The sequence below is a fragment of the Paenarthrobacter histidinolovorans genome (genome assembly GCF_014647595.1).
Taxonomy (GTDB): Bacteria; Actinomycetota; Actinomycetes; order Actinomycetales; family Micrococcaceae; genus Arthrobacter; species Arthrobacter histidinolovorans.
Genome location: NZ_BMPM01000002.1, coordinates 224844 through 243290, shown reverse-complemented (window position 1 = coordinate 243290; position 18447 = coordinate 224844). Strand labels below are relative to the sequence as shown.

10 protein-coding genes are annotated in these 18447 nt (G+C 65.2%); all 10 read left to right on the top strand.

All coding sequences use genetic code 11. The annotated features are described in order from the left end of the window. Nucleotides 1–57 precede the first annotated feature (57 nt). Genes IEY62_RS05735 through IEY62_RS05690 form a run of 10 tightly spaced genes read left to right on the top strand, consistent with a single transcriptional unit; the run spans nucleotide 58 to nucleotide 18436 of the window. Nucleotides 58–1461, top strand: coding sequence for a DUF58 domain-containing protein (locus IEY62_RS05735; RefSeq protein ID WP_189014844.1), 1404 nt, complete (start codon nucleotides 58–60; stop codon nucleotides 1459–1461). Next, nucleotides 1458–3956 (top strand): transglutaminase-like domain-containing protein, encoded by a 2499-nt coding sequence (locus IEY62_RS05730; RefSeq protein WP_189014842.1) that lies wholly within the window; start codon nucleotides 1458–1460, stop codon nucleotides 3954–3956. The genes IEY62_RS05735 and IEY62_RS05730 overlap by 4 nt, the downstream gene beginning before the upstream one ends. Further along, nucleotides 3946–5490, top strand: coding sequence for an RDD family protein (locus tag IEY62_RS05725; RefSeq protein ID WP_189014840.1), 1545 nt, complete (start codon nucleotides 3946–3948; stop codon nucleotides 5488–5490). The genes IEY62_RS05730 and IEY62_RS05725 overlap by 11 nt, the downstream gene beginning before the upstream one ends. Continuing rightward, the gene (locus tag IEY62_RS05720; RefSeq protein WP_189014838.1) at nucleotides 5487–6404 is read left to right on the top strand and encodes a PP2C family protein-serine/threonine phosphatase; all 918 of its coding nucleotides are present in this window, start codon (nucleotides 5487–5489) and stop codon (nucleotides 6402–6404) included. Before IEY62_RS05725 ends, IEY62_RS05720 begins: the two co-directional genes overlap by 4 nt. Next, nucleotides 6391–8355: a hypothetical protein gene (locus IEY62_RS05715; RefSeq protein WP_189014836.1), complete on the top strand. Its 1965-nt coding sequence runs from the start codon at nucleotides 6391–6393 to the stop codon at nucleotides 8353–8355. The genes IEY62_RS05720 and IEY62_RS05715 overlap by 14 nt, the downstream gene beginning before the upstream one ends. Beyond that, complete coding sequence (locus tag IEY62_RS05710; protein ID WP_189014835.1) at nucleotides 8352–10076, top strand: serine/threonine-protein kinase; 1725 nt, start codon at nucleotides 8352–8354, stop codon at nucleotides 10074–10076. The genes IEY62_RS05715 and IEY62_RS05710 overlap by 4 nt, the downstream gene beginning before the upstream one ends. Before the next feature lie 46 nt (nucleotides 10077–10122). Next, nucleotides 10123–10827 carry a hypothetical protein gene (locus IEY62_RS05705; protein WP_189014834.1) on the top strand — a complete coding sequence of 235 codons (705 nt, stop codon included), beginning with the start codon at nucleotides 10123–10125 and terminating at the stop codon, nucleotides 10825–10827. Then, a complete protein-coding gene (locus tag IEY62_RS05700; RefSeq protein ID WP_189014833.1) occupies nucleotides 10824–15272 on the top strand; it encodes an FtsK/SpoIIIE domain-containing protein in 4449 nt (1482 codons plus the stop codon). The genes IEY62_RS05705 and IEY62_RS05700 overlap by 4 nt, the downstream gene beginning before the upstream one ends. Nucleotides 15273–15317: 45 nt before the next feature. Continuing rightward, on the top strand, nucleotides 15318–17615 hold the full coding sequence (gene ligA, locus IEY62_RS05695; RefSeq protein WP_189014832.1) for an NAD-dependent DNA ligase LigA: 2298 nt from the start codon (nucleotides 15318–15320) through the stop codon (nucleotides 17613–17615). Further along, nucleotides 17612–18436 carry an inositol monophosphatase family protein gene (locus tag IEY62_RS05690; protein WP_189014831.1) on the top strand — a complete coding sequence of 275 codons (825 nt, stop codon included), beginning with the start codon at nucleotides 17612–17614 and terminating at the stop codon, nucleotides 18434–18436. The genes ligA and IEY62_RS05690 overlap by 4 nt, the downstream gene beginning before the upstream one ends. Nucleotides 18437–18447: the final 11 nt, after the last annotated feature.

The window sequence follows — 18447 nt, the reverse complement described above, 5'->3', positions numbered from 1 at the left end:
ACACAGGCCAAGCCAGAGCTTTCCCTCCCTCGCACCAGTTCGAACAAAGGCCCCTACATGTCCTCCAGCAAACCCCTGAGCAGGGCTGCTGAGTCGCTTAAGCGCGCCACATCATCAGTTGGCGGCACAATACGCACCCTGCGTGGCTCCGGTAAAGAAGCGGGCAATCGCCCGGGAAACCCCAAAAAGTCCGGAAAAACCAGGAAATTGCATCCCGCCGCTGTGTGGGCCGAGGCTGTCGGCACGGCAGGGGAGTTCCTTGCGCCGGCGTGGGAGAAAGTCCGCGCCCTGTGGCTGCGCTTCGTCTGGCCGGTACTGTCCGTTGTCAGCCTGCTCGGCTGGGTGGTCCTCGCTGCGGCTATCGGGCTTTGGTGGGCGGGCCAGGCCTGGGGCTGGCAGGAAGCCAAGTCTGCGGCCATGGTGGCTTTCCTCCTCTTCGTGCTGGCGGTTGGCTTCATCGTGGGGCGCTCGGCGTATGGCGTGGTTCTGGACCTCGCACGCACCCGCGTGGCGGTGGGAGATGACGCAGTGGGAAGCATCGCGGTCTCCAACGTTTCGACACGCCCTTTGCTGCCTGCCGCGCTCGAGTTGCCAGTTGGTGCCAACACGGCAGTTTTCCACCTGCCGCGCATGAAGCCTGCCCAGGTGCATGAGGACCTGTTCACCATTCCCACGGCACGCCGGGCAGTCATCGTCGTCGGACCGGTGCGCTCTGTACGCGCCGACCCTCTCCACTTGCTGCGCCGCCGCGTACTCTGGACCGAACCCGTTGACCTGTTCGTGCACCCGAGGACGGTGGCGCTCGGCGGTTCCGCAGCCGGCTTCATCCGCGACCTCGAGGGCATGCCCACCACGGAACTTTCCAGTGCCGACGTATCGTTCCACGCCCTGCGTGACTATGTTCCCGGCGATGACCGCAGACACATCCACTGGAAGACAACGGCCCGCACCAACAAGCTCATGGTCCGCCAGTTCGAGGAGACGCGTCGGGCGCACCTGGCCATTGCACTGTCCATCAACACCGATGAGTACGATTCCGAAGCGGAATTTGAGATGGCAATCTCGGTGGCGGCCTCCATTGGCCGCCAAGCCATCAGTGAACAGCGCGACTTGGACGTCCTGACCCAGAAGGGGCCGCTTCGCTGTGAAACCGGCCGCAACCTGCTGGACGACATGACACGGATCGTCGGGGCACCCATGCGCAAGACCGCCGTCGACCTCGCCCGGACGCTCTCGGACACAGTCCCCAATGCTTCCGTGGTCTTCTTCGTAGTGGGCAGCCATGTCACGGCGACGCAGTTGCGTTCGGCGTCAGCGTCCGTCCCGCCGGGAGTCCGCAGCCTTGCCGTCCGCGTCCAACCCGGCGCCGCGCCGTCGAGGGCCAACATCGCGGACCTGACAGTCCTCACAGTAGGCGACCTTGACGATCTCGCCATTGTCCTTCGAAAGGCGGCCGCATGAGCACCGCACCCAACCTCCGCGTCCGTCCGCGTGCGGACAAGTCTGTGAAGTCCGGTGCCCGGGTGAGGAAACGTGCCGCCGGGGTTTCAGTCTTTGCTGACGACCGGCCACTGTGGCACTTCTTCGTGGACTGCGGCGCCCTGGTAGTGCTGCTGTTCCTGGGCGTTCTTGGTTTCACCCTGAGCTTCGGCGGGGACGCACGTTTCCTCGTTGCAGGGATGGGCGGGGTAATCCTCGGACTCGGCATTGCCGTCCTGAATGCCCACCTCCGGCTCGGTCTGCTCATCACCACAGCCCTGGCCTTTGGCGCCTACATGTTGTTCGGTTCGGCGCTCGCCGTGCCGGATTCGGCGGTGCTCGGTTTCCTGCCGGGCTTCGATTCCCTGCGGACGCTGCTGCTGGGCATCGTGTTTTCCTGGAAGGACATGCTCACGGTCGGTGTTCCGGTCGGAACAGCCAACGGCACGTTGATCGTGCCTTTCCTGAGTTCGCTGCTGACGGCCCTGGCCGCAGGGCTTCTGACCTGGCGGCTGAAAAGCCCCTATTGGCCTTTGCTGCCGGTGCTGGTCCTGTTCGTCACCGGTATCGCCTTCAGCACCAGCTCGGGCTTCCTGAACGTGGAGCGTGGCGTTTCCTTGACCATCGTTTCGATCGTCTGGGCAACGTTCCGCCGCGATGTCCTCCGCCAGCGCAGCACCCGGACCGTCTCGGCGAACAGGCCGGATTCCGACGCCGGTGCGGCCCGCCGCGGCCAGCTCCGCCGCCTGGGGACTGCAGCCGCAGTCATCGCCGTGGCTGTGGGCGTCACAGCCATCGCTTCACCCTTGGTGACCGCCAGCGACGACCGCAAGGTGCTGCGAAACACTATCGTCCCGCCGTTCGACCCCCGGGACTACATCACTCCACTGGCGAGTTTCCGGAACTTCGTCAAGGACGAAAAAGACACCACTCTCTTTACCGTCAAGGGCCTGCCCAAGGACGCCCGCGTCCGGCTTGCGGCGCTGGATGCGTTCAACGGCCTGAACTACACCATGGATCCGAACAGTTCCGGCAACTTCAGCAAGGTTGGCGATGCCAAGTCGTTGAACACGCTGGCAGATTCCGGCAGCCCGGTGGAAGGTACCAACTACACGCTGGACATCACGGTGGAGGACTACCAGGGTTACTTTGTCCCGGGCGGCCGCCACACTACCGGGATGAGCTTCGCGGACACCTCGGGTGCGGCGTCGGGTCTCTACTTCAACGCGGGTACTGACACCGCGGTGACCACCAAGGGGCTGGGAAAGGGCGAGAACTACACTGTCCAGGTTTCCGATCCCGGCACCTTGGAGCACGGACAGCTCACCCAGTACGACTTCGCGAAGCTCACGCTGCCCGACGCTGAGGAAGTTCCACCGATCGTGGCCTCGCAGGCGAACGAGTTGTCAGCGGATGCACCCACCGCGATCGACCGTGTCCGGCAGATCGAGGCCCACTTCCAGAAGAGCGGTGCCTTCAGCAACGGCCTGGTGGCAGAGGGACAGCTGCCCAGCCTTCCGGGGCACAGCGCGGCCCGCATCCGCAACATGCTCTCCGCCAAGCAGATGCTGGGCGACGACGAGCAGTACGCAGTATCCATGTCACTCATGCTCCGCCATTTGGGCATTCCCTCGCGCGTCGTCATGGGGTTCTATCCGGATCCCAAGAGCCCTGAAAACGGTGCGGGCGACGTCAAGATCACGGGCAAGGATGTCCACGCCTGGGTAGAGGTGGCGTTTGACCGTGTCGGCTGGGTTTCCTTCGATCCCACCCCGCCCAAGGACAACGTGCCCATTCCGCCGGACCCGCAGAACAAGTCAAAGCCGAAGCCGCAGGTGCTGCAGCCGCCACCGCCGCCGCAGGAGCCCGCGGATCTGCCACCGGACTCCACGCCCGACGCCTTGGACGCCGACGAGAAGAAGAACAACCCCTGGCTCTTCTGGGGACCCCTGCTGGCCGCGATCGGTGTTGCCCTGATTCCCTTGGGTATCCTGGCCATCCCGTTGCTGTTGATTCTCCTGTTGAAGTCACGACGCCGGAAGGCACGTTTCCGTGATGGCCACCCCGCCCAGCGGGTTGGCGCAGGATGGAGCGAGGTTTTGAGCCTGGTCACCGATATGGGGGCATCGATCGATACCAAGTCCACCAGGCGCGAGTCTGCCTCGGTGATCGCCGATGCGTTCCCGACGGCCGGCAACACCACCACCATGCTTGCCCACCGCGCCGACGCCGCAGTGTTCGGTGCCGGGCAGCCGAGCGAGACGGAAGTCAAGGAGTACTGGGAGATCGTCGACTCGTCCCTGACCGATATCACCGGAAGCGTTGGTTTCTGGAAGCGGCAGCAAGCGCGGTTCTCGCCGCGGTCGTTGTTGTCTGACGGCAGGGCGGCCCTACGGCGTCGCAAACAAGCCCCTTCCGATCCCGGCGAGCGGCGTTTGAAGCTGCCCTTCACAAAGGACACCACGGATGAGCAGTGACGCTGAACTTTGCCCGGCCTGCCGTCACGCTGTCCGTCCCGGGGCTGCTTTCTGCAACCAATGCGGATCGCCGCTGAACAACCGGGGCGCCCGCAAGGAAGGCAACATCAACCATGCCCAAAGGGCGGCCCTGGAGTCCGCCGCCCGGCAGGGTGTGGCCGATCCCGGTAGTATCTCCGTAGTGTCGGCGCCACTATTGCCGGTGCATCCGGGGACAAGTGCCGAACCGGACAGAATGCAGGGGCCAGGGGGAGGGACCACAATGACCACCAAGCTTGACCTCGTGCCCGCTTCTGCCGGAAAGCGGCTGGGCGCGGCAGCCTTGGACTGGTTGGGTCCGGTGGCCGTCCTGGCCACAACGTTTGCCATCGGCATCGCCGGCATCACCCAGACGCGCCGGAACGGCTTCATCGTCTACGACACCGGCCTGCTTGTTCTTCTTGGCAGCATCGGCCTCGCAGTGACCGTTGTCTACACCTTCGTTCTGCTGGCGCTCGAGGCCAAGTCGGGCAACACCATCGGCAACCAGCTCATGGGCATCCGCAGCGCTGACGCGGACGGTTACGCCCCGGGTGCTGGAGCGGTCTTCGTCCGCGGCATCGTTACCGGTGGCCTCCTTGTTGTGGGGTCCCTGGCTGCTGTCATCCTGTCGGCATTGGGCCTGCTGGGCCTGGTTGTGTGGATCGCGCTCCCGCTGATGGTGCTCGGAGTTGTGTGGGCCATCCTGGTGGTGGTCTCCAACGCCTGGGACAACAACGGCAAATTGCGCGGCTGGCATGACAAAGCGGCAAAGTCGTTGGTGTTCGATGTCAACGCCGGTCGGAATCCGGTGACCTCCGGCGGCATCCAAGGTCCCTACAGCTTCGCTCCCATGGACCTTCCACCGGTCCAACCGGTTGCTTCCCCGGTGCCGTCCGGGCGGGCGCCCGCCCCGGCGCAGGTGATCCCCACCCAGGCGACCCCGGCCGCACAGGCCGCTCCGGCGTCGCCCGTTGCTCCTGCCGTGCAGCCTTCGCATGATCCCAACCAGTGGCGGCCACCCACCCCGCCCCGCCAGGTTCCTGTCACTCCCCAGGTGCAGCTTGCACCACAGCAGTCCTCCGCACCCCAGGTCGCTCCGGTCGCTCCGCAGCCGGCTGCGGCCGCCCACCCCGACGACGACGTCGAACGGACCCAGATGCGACCCGGCACAGCCCGCGCCCAAGCGGTCCTGAGGATAAGGGTGGATGACGGCCAGGATGTCCAGCTTGGCGGAACCGTCCTGCTGGGCCGCAATCCTGCTGCCCAGCCCGGGGAGAATGTTGAGCAGCTCCTGCCGGTATCCGATCCCGGCAGGTCCATCTCCAAAACGCATCTTCATCTCCGGGTGGACGGCGATGGCGTGTGGGTAACGGACCGCAATTCAACCAACGGCAGTGCCGTCACCACCCCTGACGGCCTGCAGACCAGGCTCCAACCGGGCGAAGCAGTCTTCGTCCGTCCCGGTTCAACAGTTCACTTCGGGGACCGCTCCTTCCACCTAGGACAAGCATGAATTCACAGCCGGCCACTCCTGCCAACGCCGACGCCGGCCCAGCCGCAGGCGGTACCTCTTTCCGTCTTAGTTACGGCTACGGAACGGACCGCGGACTTCGTCGCGAACTGAACGAGGACTCGTTCATCGCGGCGGACCCGGTCTTCGCCGTCGCCGATGGCATGGGCGGACACGAGGCAGGCGAGATAGCCAGCGGCATGTGCGTACGCACCTTGGGCGGCGCCCCCGAGTTGGCCTCCGGGGTTCGTACGGCGTCAGCGGCGGATCTGCAGGCGTGCCTGTTGAAGGCCGACGCCGCCATCCGCGACGCAACGGGTGCCCGCGCCGGAACCACGCTTTCCGGTGTGGTTGTGGTGGAGCAGATGGGCCTGCCGTACTGGCTGGTCATGAATATCGGTGATTCCCGTACCTACCGCCTCAGCCAAGGCGAGTTCGCCCAGGTCAGCGTGGACCACTCGGAAGTTCAGGAACTTGTGGATTCGGGCGACATCACCTCCGAGCAGGCGGCCGTTCACCCACGCCGCCACGTTGTGACCCGCGCGTTGGGCACCGGCGATGAGACGGAGGCCGACTTCTGGCTGCTTCCCATCCAGGAGGGCGACCGGATCATGGTCTGCTCGGACGGACTCAACGGCGAACTCGGCGACGACCACATGTTTCGCATCCTCAGCACCGTCGCCCACCCGCAGGACGCGGTTGACGCGCTCATCCAGGCTGCGCTGCGGAGCGGTGGCCGGGACAACGTCACCGTGATTGTGGTTGACGCCAAGAACGTACTGAACGACGCCGGTATCGCCATTACGGCGCCCCGCCCCGAAGTCGGGTCAGAGGTTGAGGAGGACACCCTTCCCAAAGCCTGGGTGAACGGCACCGACCAAACCGACCAAGAGGAAGGCAGCGATGGCAAGCAGTAATCTCCTCTCCCACACGCGATATCAGCAGGGTGAGTGGTTTGGCGTTGTTCGCAATGGAACCATTGTCCTTCTTGGTCCGGAGACACCCCACGCCTTGATCGATGCTGTCTGGGGGTTGCTGGAGTCTTCACCCGAGGCCCATGAAGTCCTGAACGAGGTAACCGGGGCTTTCGGTGTTTCCCTCAGCCGGATCCCACCGTTCGGCATCATTGATTCGAAGGACGCGCTCAGGGTGTTCCTCCGGGGCGACCTCGAATTGGCAGTGCACCTGGACGGGCGCCAGGAGCATCTCACCGGCCGTGACGTCACCACCTGGACGGAACGCCGTATTGTCGGTGCCACCTCTTTCAACGTTTACATCGGTGCGCCGGCTGCCGAAGGAATCGACCGGCCCCTTTTGGATACCCTTCCCGTCAAGGACGGGGTGGTGCTGCTGGCGTCCCTGGAAGCTGCCGGTTCGGCCCCTGCAGCGGCGGGTCCCGTGCCGGAAGCCCAGCTCGTGCCGGAAGTCCGTCTTGAGCAGGACGCACACGTGGTGCCGCGGGCGAACCTCGCAGCTGTGTCCGATGAAACCATGATCGGCTACCAGGAGGCCGACCTCGGCCTGACGATCGCGCCAGGACAAGCCCACGCCATCGACGAGCCGGTCCCTGCCGCACCTCACGCGAAGCCTGTGCAGGACACTGGCCACGGAGACACTGTGCACGCCGGACCGGAGCCTGCGAACGGGGAGCACCCCCTTGAGGAGCCCGCTGCCGCCGGACTCGAAGGCCCTGCTGGTTCCGCTTCTCTTGGGTCCGTTCCTGATGAACCCGAGCACGGCGAAGCCGAAAAGGGTGAAGCTGACGCCCGTCCCGGCGACGACGGGCCCCCGGCCCCGGACCGGAACGGCGAAGACGGCTCCGTGGACGCCTCGGACGTCCCGGTCCACACCAGCACGACTGATCCCGTGAGTCACTCGCTGGAAAACACCACGAACTATGACCATTTGTGGGACAAGACCGTCATGCGCACCATAGAAGACGCCGCAGTCCGGCTGCAGAGCGATTCCGATGACCACGACACTCCCGCAGGCCAGGCACTTGGCCCGCAGCCGCCGTCGGCTCCGCAACCGCCGTCGGAGACGGAAGCCACCGGCCCTGAAGCGACCGGCCCGGAACCAACGGGCGCGGAACCAACCGGCCCTGAAGCGCTGGCCCCTCAACCGCTGGTGATTCCGCCCATGCAGCCAAGTGCGCCTCCGGCCGGTCAATCCGCCAGCGCTGCGCCGGCCGGTGGCCTGATTGATTCGGTGCCGTGGCTGCGGAGCTCGGCGCCGTCACCGTTGGCCGCCCCAGCCCCACAAGTGCCTGCAGCATGGGCACCCGCGCCCTCCAGCAGTCCCGTTGACGAGGACTCGGACCACGACGGCCAGACGATCATGAAGAGCAGCCTGCCCCCGGCCGACGACGTGGACGCTGCCGCCACCCCAGGCGCTACGCCAGCCGTCAACGGCCCCAGCGTGCTGGCCAGGGTCTGCTCCCAGGGACATGCCAACCCGCCCACCTATCCGCTGTGTTCGGTGTGTGGAGTTGCCATCTCCGGGGACGCCGTCCACGTCCCGCGCCCACGCCTGGGACGCATGCGGCTTTCCACCGGAGAACTGATTGACCTGGACCAGTCGCTCATCATCGGCCGGCAGCCTTCGGTTTCCCGGGTCCAGGGCGGCACCATGCCACGCCTGGTCCAGGTGGAGAGTCCCGGCGGGGACATCTCCCGATCCCATGTCGAGGTCCGGCTTGAAGGCTGGCACGTGATGCTGTGCGACCTGAAGGCGACCAACGGCACCGTGCTCATCCGCGAGGGCCAAGCGCCCCGACGGCTTGCCCAGAACGAGATGGCCATCCTGCTTGATGGCGATATCGCCGAACTCGGCGACGACATTTCATTGCGTTTCGAGGAGATTCTTTGAGTTCCAAGAGGCCCCCAGCGCCGCCTCCACCCATCCCGGGGTTCACGTACATCAGCTTGCTTGGCTCCGGTGGCTTTTCCGATGTCTACCTTTACGAGCAGGACCGGCCGCGCCGAAAGGTAGCGGTTAAAGTGCTGCTGTCGGATCTGAAGACCGAAGGAGCACGCCGCCGCTTCGAGTCCGAGGCAAACCTGATGGCGCAGCTGTCCTCGCACCCCTACATCGTGACGATTTTCGAAGCGGAGATCACCGAAGGCGGCCACTCCTACCTGGCCATGGAGTACTGCTCCCGGCCGAGCCTTGACGTCCGCTACCGGCGTCAGCGCTTCAGCGTGGACGAGGTCCTTGCCGTGGGCATCCAGGTGGCGTCCGCCGTCGAGACCGCCCACCGGGCCGGGATCGTGCACCGTGACATCAAGCCCGCCAACATCCTGGTCACCGACTACAACCGTCCGGCCCTCACGGACTTCGGCATCTCCGGCACCATCGGTGCCGATACCGAGGACGACGCCGGCATGTCCATCCCGTGGTCGCCGCCCGAGCAGTTCCGGGGTGGCGCCGTGGAGGGCGTTCCCGTGGACATCTGGGCCCTGGGAGCAACGCTCTACACGCTGCTGGCGGGACGATCACCCTTCGTGCTCCCGGGACAGGACAACTCACAGCGGGAACTGATTTCGCGCATCACCAACGCGCCCCTTCCCAGGCTCGGCCGCGCCGACGTCCCGGAGTCGTTGGAACTTGTCCTGGCCACAGCCATGGCTAAGTCCCCGGGCTCCCGGTACTCCTCAGCTCACGCCTTTGCTTTGGCGCTGCAACGGATCCAGACCGAGCTGAACCTGTCCGTGACACCCTTCGAGGTGCTCGAGGAACCTGGCCACGGAGACGAACAGCATCCGGATGACAACGTGGAGGAAACCCGGGTCCGGAGCATTGCCTCGATCGACCCCGACGCCTCCGGCACGGCCACGACGGGTTCGGCGCCCACTTTCCCGGCACGGACGTTCCCTTCCACTGTTCCCGGCAACAACACGTCCCAGACAGCCCAGCGGCCGGCAGCACAGCCGACGCCGGCCCAGGGGCTTTCCCCGCAAGCAGCAGCTGCTGCCCAGCAGACGGCGCCACCGCGGTTCCACACGCCCCCGCCCGCCATGGCCGAACCCGATTCTGCGGAGTCCACGGTCCTTCGCGGCTGGCAGCCTTCCGGCACGCAGGACAACGTTGACCAGACCGTCAGCCGCGCTGCGTCGCAGGTGTCCCAGGACAGCGGCGATGAGGCACCAGCAACAGACCACAGCAAACGCAACCTGTGGCTCGCCGCCACCGGCGCAGCGGTGCTGGTAGTCGCGGTCGTCGTCGGAGTGGTCCTCGGAGCCCAGGCCCAGCCCAAGGTCGCGCCAAGTGAAAGTGTCAGCAAGCCGCCCGCGGATCCACTCGACAACGGCAGCGTCCCGGACGTGCAGGAGCTTGCCGCGACCCGGGATACCACGGATCCGAACATCATTGTGTTCTCCTGGAAAAACCCGCAGCCCAAAGAAGGCGACAGCTACAAATGGCGTACCAAGTCGGCCAAGGCAGACGGCGCCTACCAAACCACACGGATCGAGAAAGCCTTCGTGTCCGGTTTGGAAGAGCCGCCCATCTGCCTCCAGGTGATCATCGTCCGGGCGGATGGAAATGCATCGCCGGAAGGCCCTGACTCCATCGCCTGCCTGGACGGATAGCCGGCACATGACAATTTATCCACCGCCGACTGAGGAGGCACAGATCATGGGGGATCTAGCAGTAGATTTCTGTGGGGAATGGTACGAACCATCCGACGAGGACGTCTTTGACATTGGCCGTGAAGGCGACCTTGAAGTCGACGACAACCCGTACCTGCACCGCCGCTTCCTGCAGATTGCCCGTTACGACGGAATATGGTGGCTGAGCAACGTCGGCAGCATGCTGTCCGCCACGATTGCGGACGGCTCCGGCGGCATGCAGGCATGGCTGGCACCGGGGGCCAGGATCCCGTTGGTCTTCAGCCACACCAACGTCATTTTCACCGCCGGCCCCACCACCTACGAGTTCGCGGTGCACCTGAAGACCCCGTCTTTCCGGCATGAGGCACGCGAAGAAGACCAAGCCGGCGACACCACCATCGGCCCTGTGGTCTTCACGGATTCACAGAAAGCCCTGATCGTGGCCCTTGCCGAGCCGATGCTCCGCCGGGAAGGCACCGGCTTCAGCGCCATTCCATCCTCCGCAGAGGCCGCCAAACGCCTGGGCTGGGCCCTGACCCGTTTCAACCGCAAGCTGGACAACGTATGCGACAAGCTGGACCGCGTTGGCGTCGTAGGCCTCCGCGGCGGAGCCGGAAAACTTGCCACCAACCGCCGGGCGCGCCTGGTGGAGCATGCCGTGACGTCCCATTTGGTAACGCCGGCTGACCTGCATCTTCTGGAAAAAATGAGTGGAGTCGACGAAGGATGAAGTTCCGCCTGACATTGCGGCGTGACCCTGCGGAAGCAAAGGACCTCGCCGTAACGGTGGACGGCCGCGCCACCGTGGCCGATATCGCCACCGAGCTGTGGGCTGCCGACCCCGCACGCAAGGGGACCGAACCGCCGTCGAACCTGTCCATCAGCGTGGACGAAGCGTTCGTCGGCGGTGGTTTGTCCGGCCATGTCCTCCGGCCCACGGAGAACCTTTTGGAGTCGGGCCTTCGTCCGGGCTCCAAGGTGTCGCTGGCGCACGTCAGTGAGGAATTCGCCACCAACGGCCACGGCAGCAACAGGGGACCCGCCGCAGCGACGTTGCGTGTCATGTCAGGGCCCGACGTCGGCCGGGAATTTTCGCTGCCGTTCGGCACCAGCTACATCGGCCGGGACCGGGACGCCGACATCCGGCTCTCCGACCCGCTCACCTCCAAGCGCCACGCGCGCATCACGGTGGGGGAGACGGTGGAGATCGTGGATACAAACTCCGCCAACGGCCTCCTCATGGACGGCCTGCCGGTAACGCGGGCAACGCTGGAATCATCGGACACCGTGACCCTGGGCGACACAACGGTGGGCGTCGTGTCCCTCTCCCGGAACCATGGTGGCGGGCCGTCCTCGCCACTGGTGGATTTCAACCGTTCGCCACGGGTGCTGCCGCGCTTTGAATCGCCCAAGCGGGTCCCGCCGGCTGGCCCGAAACGGCCTGAACACCAACCGTTCCCTTACATCATGCTGGTTGCACCGCTGTTGATGGGCGGTGTGCTCTTCGCGGTGACCCAGAACCTCCTCTCCGTCCTCTTCATGGCGATGATGCCGCTGTTCATTGTGGGCCATTATGTGGATCACAAGATGCAGAGCAAGCGGCAGGCGAAAGAAGGCCACAAGCAGTTCAAGGCCGCCATGCTGGCTTTCCGCGAGGACATCGACAAGCAGCAGAACATCGAGCGTGCCGTCCGGCTTCAGGAAGCGCCATCGGTGAGCGACACCGTGGACGCGATCTACAAGCTTGGACCCCTGCTGTGGACCAACCGTCCCGAGCACCAGCACTTCCTGGGGGTACGTTTTGGTTTGGGTTCCGCGCCTTCACGCATTCCCTTCGATGAGCCTGCCGCCAATGAGACAGAGCCGCAGTACATGCGCGAAATCCAGGAGTGCCTGCAGCAGGTGCGCGTGATTGAGGGCGTGCCGATCGTGTCGCAGCTGCGCACCTCCGGCTCCTTCGGTGTTGCGGGGGACCGCAGCGTGGTCGATGACGTGGCCCGGGGCATGGTGCTCCAACTGGTGGCCCTCCATTCGCCCGCCGAGGTGGTCCTGACTGCCCTTACGTCGCCGCGTTCGCGCGAACGCTGGGATTGGTTGCAGTGGCTGCCGCATGTCGGTTCAGGTCACAGCCCCTTGTCGGGTGACCACCTTGCAGCGGGTCCGGGTGCGGGCGCCGCCCTGTTGTCCCGCCTGGAAAACCTCGTGGAAGAGCGCGAGTCCTTGTCCAAGGAACCCGGCCCCCAGCCGCGTCCGGGACTTAAGGACGAGCACCAGGAAATCCCGTCCCCTGTGGTGCCGGCCGTGCTGGTGATCGTGGAGGACGACGCTCCCGTGGACCGCGGCCGCCTGACCAGGCTGGTTGAACGGGGGCCGGACTACGGCGTGCACGTCATGTGGGTGGCGGCCAATGTGCAGTCACTTCCGGCGGCGTGCCGCGACTTCCTCTCGGTCGACGGCGACCACGGCACCACCACGGGCCAGGTCCGCCTGGGCAGGCACACCTATCCGGTGAGCTGTGAAAGCCTTGACGCCGACCTCGCCACGCAACTGGCGCGCATGATGTCGCCGTTGGTGGACGTTGGCAACCCCCTCGAGGACGACTCCGACCTTCCGCGTGCTGTCTCCTACGCCACGTTGATCGGCAAGGAGCTTATGGACAACCCGCAGGCCGTGGCCGAGCGCTGGCAGGAAAACAACTCAGTGCACGCCACGGCAGTTCCCAACCGCAAGGACAACGGAAGCCTCCGGGCGTTGGTTGGCTCCAAGGGCGTGGAGCCGTTCTATCTCGACCTGAAGAACGAGGGCCCGCACGCGCTGGTGGGCGGCACCACCGGTGCCGGCAAGTCAGAGTTCCTGCAGTCCTGGGTGATGGGCATGGCGGCCGCCTACAGCCCCGACCGTGTCAGCTTCCTCTTCGTGGACTACAAGGGCGGTGCGGCCTTCGCCGACTGCCTGCACCTGCCCCACACTGTGGGCCTGGTCACCGATTTGTCCCCCCACCTGGTACGCCGGGCACTGACTTCCTTGCGGGCCGAACTGCATTACCGGGAACGCCTCCTGAACCGCAAGAAAGCCAAGGACCTCCTGGCGCTGCAGCGCGAGGCCGATCCGGAGGCCCCGCCGTACCTGATCATTATTGTGGATGAGTTCGCGGCCCTTGCCACCGAAGTCCCCGAGTTCGTTGACGGGGTCGTGGATGTGGCGGCCCGCGGACGTTCCCTGGGCCTGCACCTCATCCTTGCAACGCAGCGCCCTGCCGGTGTCATCAAGGACAACCTGCGTGCCAACACCAACCTCCGTGTTGCGCTGCGCATGGCTGACGAAGTGGACGCCGTGGACATTCTGGGCGTCCCTACGGCCGCGTACTTTGATCCGTCCATTCCCGGCCGTGGTGCCGCGAAGACGGGGCCGGGACGCATCCAGGGCTTCCAGACCGGTTATGCCGGTGGCTGGACCACCGAGAAGCCGCAGCGCCCCAGGATCGACATCGTTGAGATGGCCTTCGGGTCCGGACCGGTGTGGGAGCCGCCGCTGGAGGCCCAGGTGGAAGAGGAACCGGCCGGGCCGAACGACATCGCACGGATGACGGGAAACATCATCCGTGCAGCCGACGTCCTGTCCATTGCCCCGCCACGGAAACCATGGCTCAACGAGCTCGCCACAACCTACGATTTCTCCAAGCTCCCCAACCCGCGCACCGACGAGCGTCTTCTGTTGGGCGTCGCCGACGACCCCGCGCACCAGGACCAGCCCACGGTGTTCTACGAACCGGACAAGGACGGCAACATGGCCGTCTATGGAACGGGTGGATCCGGCAAGTCCGCAGCGTTGCGGAGTATCGCGATTGCGGCGGCGGTGACGCCCCGTGGCGGACCGGTGCACGTCTACGGGATTGACTGTGGCTCCTCGGGCCTCAAGATGCTCGACGGCCTTCCCCACGTTGGCGAGATCATCAATGGTGACGACGTCGAGCGTGTGGGACGCCTCCTGCGGTGGCTCAAGGAAGTAGCCGATGACCGGGCAGCGAGATTCGCCGACGTCAAGGCTTCCACCATTGTTGAATACCGCCAACTGGCGGACCGCCCGGACGAGAAGCGCATCTTCATACTGGTGGACGGTATGTCCTCGTTCCGGGAAGGCTACGAGTACAGCAACCTGTCCGCGCTCTGGGATATCTTCCTGACCCTGGCAACGGACGGCCGCCCCTTGGGCATCCACCTCGTCGTCAGCGGTGACCGCACCAACTCCGTTCCGGCGTCGCTGCTTGCCTCCATCCAGAAGCGCCTGGTGCTGCGGCTCAGCTCCGAAGACGACTACATGACCCTGGACGTCCCCAAGGACGTCCTGAACGCTGCCTCACCTCCAGGCCGCGGCCTGTTGGACGGGCTCGAAGTCCAGCTCGCCGTGCTGGGCGGCAACTCGAACCTGGCCCTGCAGGCCCGTGAAGTGGCCAAGCTGAGCCAGGCAATGGTTCGCCAGGGCCTCGAACAGGCACCCCAGATCCAGCGCCTCCCCGAGCTCGTGGATCTGGATATCCTGCCCACCGGCGCCCTGGACAACCCTGTTATTGGTGTCGACGACGAAACGCTGGGTTCGGCGGCCATCGCCGCCAAGGGTTCGCTCCTGTTGGCGGGTCCTCCCGGCTCCGGCCGGACGGTTGCACTGGTTACGCTGGCTTACGCCTTGCGGCGCTCCAACCCACGTACCGACCTTATCTACATAGGGTCGCGCCGCTCGGCGGTGGCGTCACTGAACATTTGGAGCCGGTCGCTGGTAGGTCCCGATGAAGTCTCCGACGTCATTGACGACCTGGTGGACAAGGCGTCCGACAACCCGGGAAGCATGGCCATCTTCATTGAGGGCCTGACCGAGTTCACGGATACTCTGGCCGAATCCGGGGTTGGCCGTCTGGTGACCGCTGCCATCAAGGCAGACCAATGGGTGGTGGGCGAGTCCGAAACGTCCACCTGGTCCCAGGCCTGGTCCCTGGCGCAGCCCTTCAAGTCCGGACGCCGGGGTCTGCTGCTCAACCCGGGGGACGTGGAAGGCGACACCCTCCTGAACACTTCCCTGGGCCGGATCAGCAAGGACTTCATTCCGGGCCGTGGATACATTGTGGGTCGTGGAAAGGTCCGCAAGCTGCAGATTGCCATGCCCCCGGAAAACCGCAGCTAGGAGCCGTTGGGCTGGAATGTCGATGGCTTGCGGCAAGATAGATCTGTGAGCACACCAGAAACTGCGAATCCGGTAGAAACCACAGGTGACCACTCCGCGGCTGTTGCCGTGGAGGGGGAGGGCACGCCGCCCGCGGAGTCCTTGCGGGACGAGCACGAGCAATTGGCAGACCTCGTCCGCAAGTACCGGTATGCGTATTACCAGGAGGACTCGCCCACGGTTTCCGATGCGGAGTTCGACGAACTGTACCGCCGCCTTGAGGAGCTGGAGGCCCTCCACCCGGAGCTGGTCACCAATGATTCCCCCACCCAGGAAGTGGGTGGGGAAGTCTCATCGGCCTTCGCTGCGGTGGAACACCTGCAGCGCATGTACAGCCTGGATGACGTGTTCTCCTTGGAAGAGCTTGAAGCCTGGGTCCGGAAAGCCGAAGCGTCCGTTGCGAAACTCGGGGACCGCGTTCCACCCATTGCATGGTTGACGGAGTTGAAGATTGACGGACTCGCCGTCAACCTCCTGTACCGGGACGGCAAACTGGTCCGTGCCGCCACACGTGGCGATGGCACTACCGGTGAGGACATCACCCATAACGTGCTCACCATCAAGGAGATCCCGCGGGAACTGAGTGGCTCCGGGTATCCATCGGAAGTGGAAATCCGTGGAGAGGTGTTCATTCCCTCCAAGGCGTTCGCGGAGTTCAACGAAACACTGGTGGCCGCCGGCAAAGCCCCCCTGGCCAACCCGCGCAACGCGGCCGCCGGTTCGTTGCGCCAGAAGGACCCGGCCGAGACAGCCAAGCGACCCCTGAGCATGTATGTGCATGGCATCGGTGCGCGCGAGGGACTGGAGGCGAAGAGCCAGTCCGGGACCTACGAGTTGCTGGAACAGTGGGGGCTCCCGGTCAGCCCCTACCTCAAGGTGCTCGGCTCCTTTGAGGAGGTCCTTGAATTCATCGCCCACTACGGTACGCACCGCCACGACCTCCAGCATGAGATCGACGGCATTGTGGTGAAGATCGACGACTTCGCCACCCAGCGCGCCCTTGGCTATACCTCCCGCGTCCCCAGGTGGGCCGCAGCGTACAAGTACCCGCCGGAGGAAGTGCACACCAAGCTCCTGGACATTGCGGTCAACGTTGGCCGCACGGGTCGCGTGACTCCCTTCGGCCTGATGGAACCGGTGAAGGTGGCGGGCTCCACGGTGGGCATGGCCACCCTGCATAACCAGGATGTGGTCAAGGCCAAGGGCGTGATGATCGGCGACATCGTGATCCTCCGGAAAGCCGGTGACGTCATCCCGGAAATCGTGGGGCCCGTACTGGCCTTGCGCGACAAGCAGGATCCTCCGGTTCGCGAATTCGTGATGCCCACTGAGTGCCCGTCTTGTGGCACCCCGTTGGCGCCGGCCAAGGAAAGCGACGTGGACATCCGTTGCCCCAACGCCAAGTCCTGCCCTTCCCAACTTCGTGAGCGTGTGTTCCACCTGGCCGGCCGTGGCGCCTTTGACATCGAAGCCCTGGGCTGGGAAGCCGCCATCGCCCTCACCCAGCCGGCGGAGCCGGAGATCCCGCCCCTGACGAGTGAAGCCGGCTTGTTCAGCCTGACCCGTGAAGCCTTGGCGGACGTCAAAATCCGTCGCGAAAAGCGGTCCAAGGGCGTGGGCACCGGCGAGTACGAGCTCGTTCCGTACTTCTTCACCAAGGGAACAGCCAAGTCACCGTCAAAGCCCACCGCCACCACGGAGAAGCTCTTCGTTGAGTTGGAGAAGGCCAAGAAACAACCACTGTGGCGCGTGCTGGTGGCACTGTCCATCCGGCACGTGGGCCCCACGGCGTCACGGGCCCTGGCCACCGCCTTTGGCAGCATGGATGCCATCCGCAGCGCCACTGAAGAGCAGATTGCCCACGTCGACGGCGTAGGGCCGACCATCGCGGCGGCGCTCAAGGAATGGTTCGCCGTGGACTGGCACAACGACATCGTGGACAGCTGGGCCGCAGCCGGAGTGCGCATGGAGGATGAGCGGGACACTTCAATGCCGCGGACCCTTGAGGGCCTCACGGTTGTCGTCACCGGAACCCTGCCCAACTTCAGCCGGGATGAGGCCAAGGAAGCCATCATTATCCGCGGCGGCAAAGCCTCCGGATCCGTGTCCAAAAACACCAGCTATCTGGTGGCCGGTGAGAGTGCCGGCACCAAACTGGACAAGGCCGAGCAGTTGGGCGTTCCTGTCCTGGATGAGGACGGTTTCCGTGAGCTGCTGGCAAACGGGCCGGCCACGACGGACGCTGATCCTGAAGCTACAGAGGCTGCGCCTGAAGCCGCGGCTGCGGAGGCTGAAACGGAATGACGGACGCCACAGAGTTGCTGGCCGTTGCACAGCGTGCCGCAGCCGCCGGGGCTGCCGTGCTTGCCGGGCGTTCGGCCAGCGGTACGGCGGGCCACGGCCTGGAGACCACCAACAAGGGTGAGGCCGGCGACTGGGTCACCGCCTTTGATGTGGCGGCGGAGAACGCTGTTCGCGAGGCGATCCTGGCTGAACGGCCCGATGACACCATTACGGGGGAGGAACACGGGACCACACGTCCCGCCAGCCCTTCGGGGTACCGCTGGTCCATTGACCCCCTGGACGGGACCACCAATTTCATCCGGAACATCGTCTACTACGCCACCTCGGTTGCCGTGGCGGATTCCGACGGCGTGTGGCTGGCCGGCGTCGTTCACGCACCTGCCCTGGGACGCGTGTACTCGGCAGCCCGCGGGCAGGGTGCGCACCTGGAAATGGCGGGGGAGACCAGCGTTCTGGGCGGGCCGGTTCCGGGCCGGACCGGGCTGATCCTGGCCACCGGTTTCAGTTACGATCCCGCCACAAGGGCCGATCAGACGGCGGGTCTGGCCGGGCTCATGGAGGGCTTCGCGGATGTACGCCGCCTGGGCTCCGCAGCTTTGGACCTTTGCCTGGTGGCAGACGGGACGTTCGACGCCTACGGTGAGCGTGGCCTGAACGAACACGACTTTGCCGCGGGCGCGTTGATCGCAGAAGAGGCCGGGTGCTGGGTTCGCAGGCCCAGGTTGACGAGTCCCCTCGACGGAGGGCCCAGCACGGAGGATCGCCTGGCGGCGTGGATGTGTGCCGGCGCCTTGGAACTTTCCGGCAAGTTCCCCCTGTGACCCGGGTTCCG

Bases quoted from the DNA above. Each gene is read 5' to 3' on its own strand.
- IEY62_RS05735 (WP_189014844.1), top strand. From the start codon at position 58: ATGTCCTCCAGCAAACCCCTGAGCAGGGCTGCTGAGTCGCTTAAGCGC.
- IEY62_RS05730 (WP_189014842.1), top strand. From the start codon at position 1,458: ATGAGCACCGCACCCAACCTCCGCGTCCGTCCGCGTGCGGACAAGTCT.
- IEY62_RS05725 (WP_189014840.1), top strand. From the start codon at position 3,946: ATGAGCAGTGACGCTGAACTTTGCCCGGCCTGCCGTCACGCTGTCCGT.
- IEY62_RS05720 (WP_189014838.1), top strand. From the start codon at position 5,487: ATGAATTCACAGCCGGCCACTCCTGCCAACGCCGACGCCGGCCCAGCC.
- IEY62_RS05715 (WP_189014836.1), top strand. From the start codon at position 6,391: ATGGCAAGCAGTAATCTCCTCTCCCACACGCGATATCAGCAGGGTGAG.
- IEY62_RS05705 (WP_189014834.1), top strand. From the start codon at position 10,123: ATGGGGGATCTAGCAGTAGATTTCTGTGGGGAATGGTACGAACCATCC.
- IEY62_RS05700 (WP_189014833.1), top strand. From the start codon at position 10,824: ATGAAGTTCCGCCTGACATTGCGGCGTGACCCTGCGGAAGCAAAGGAC.
- IEY62_RS05690 (WP_189014831.1), top strand. From the start codon at position 17,612: ATGACGGACGCCACAGAGTTGCTGGCCGTTGCACAGCGTGCCGCAGCC.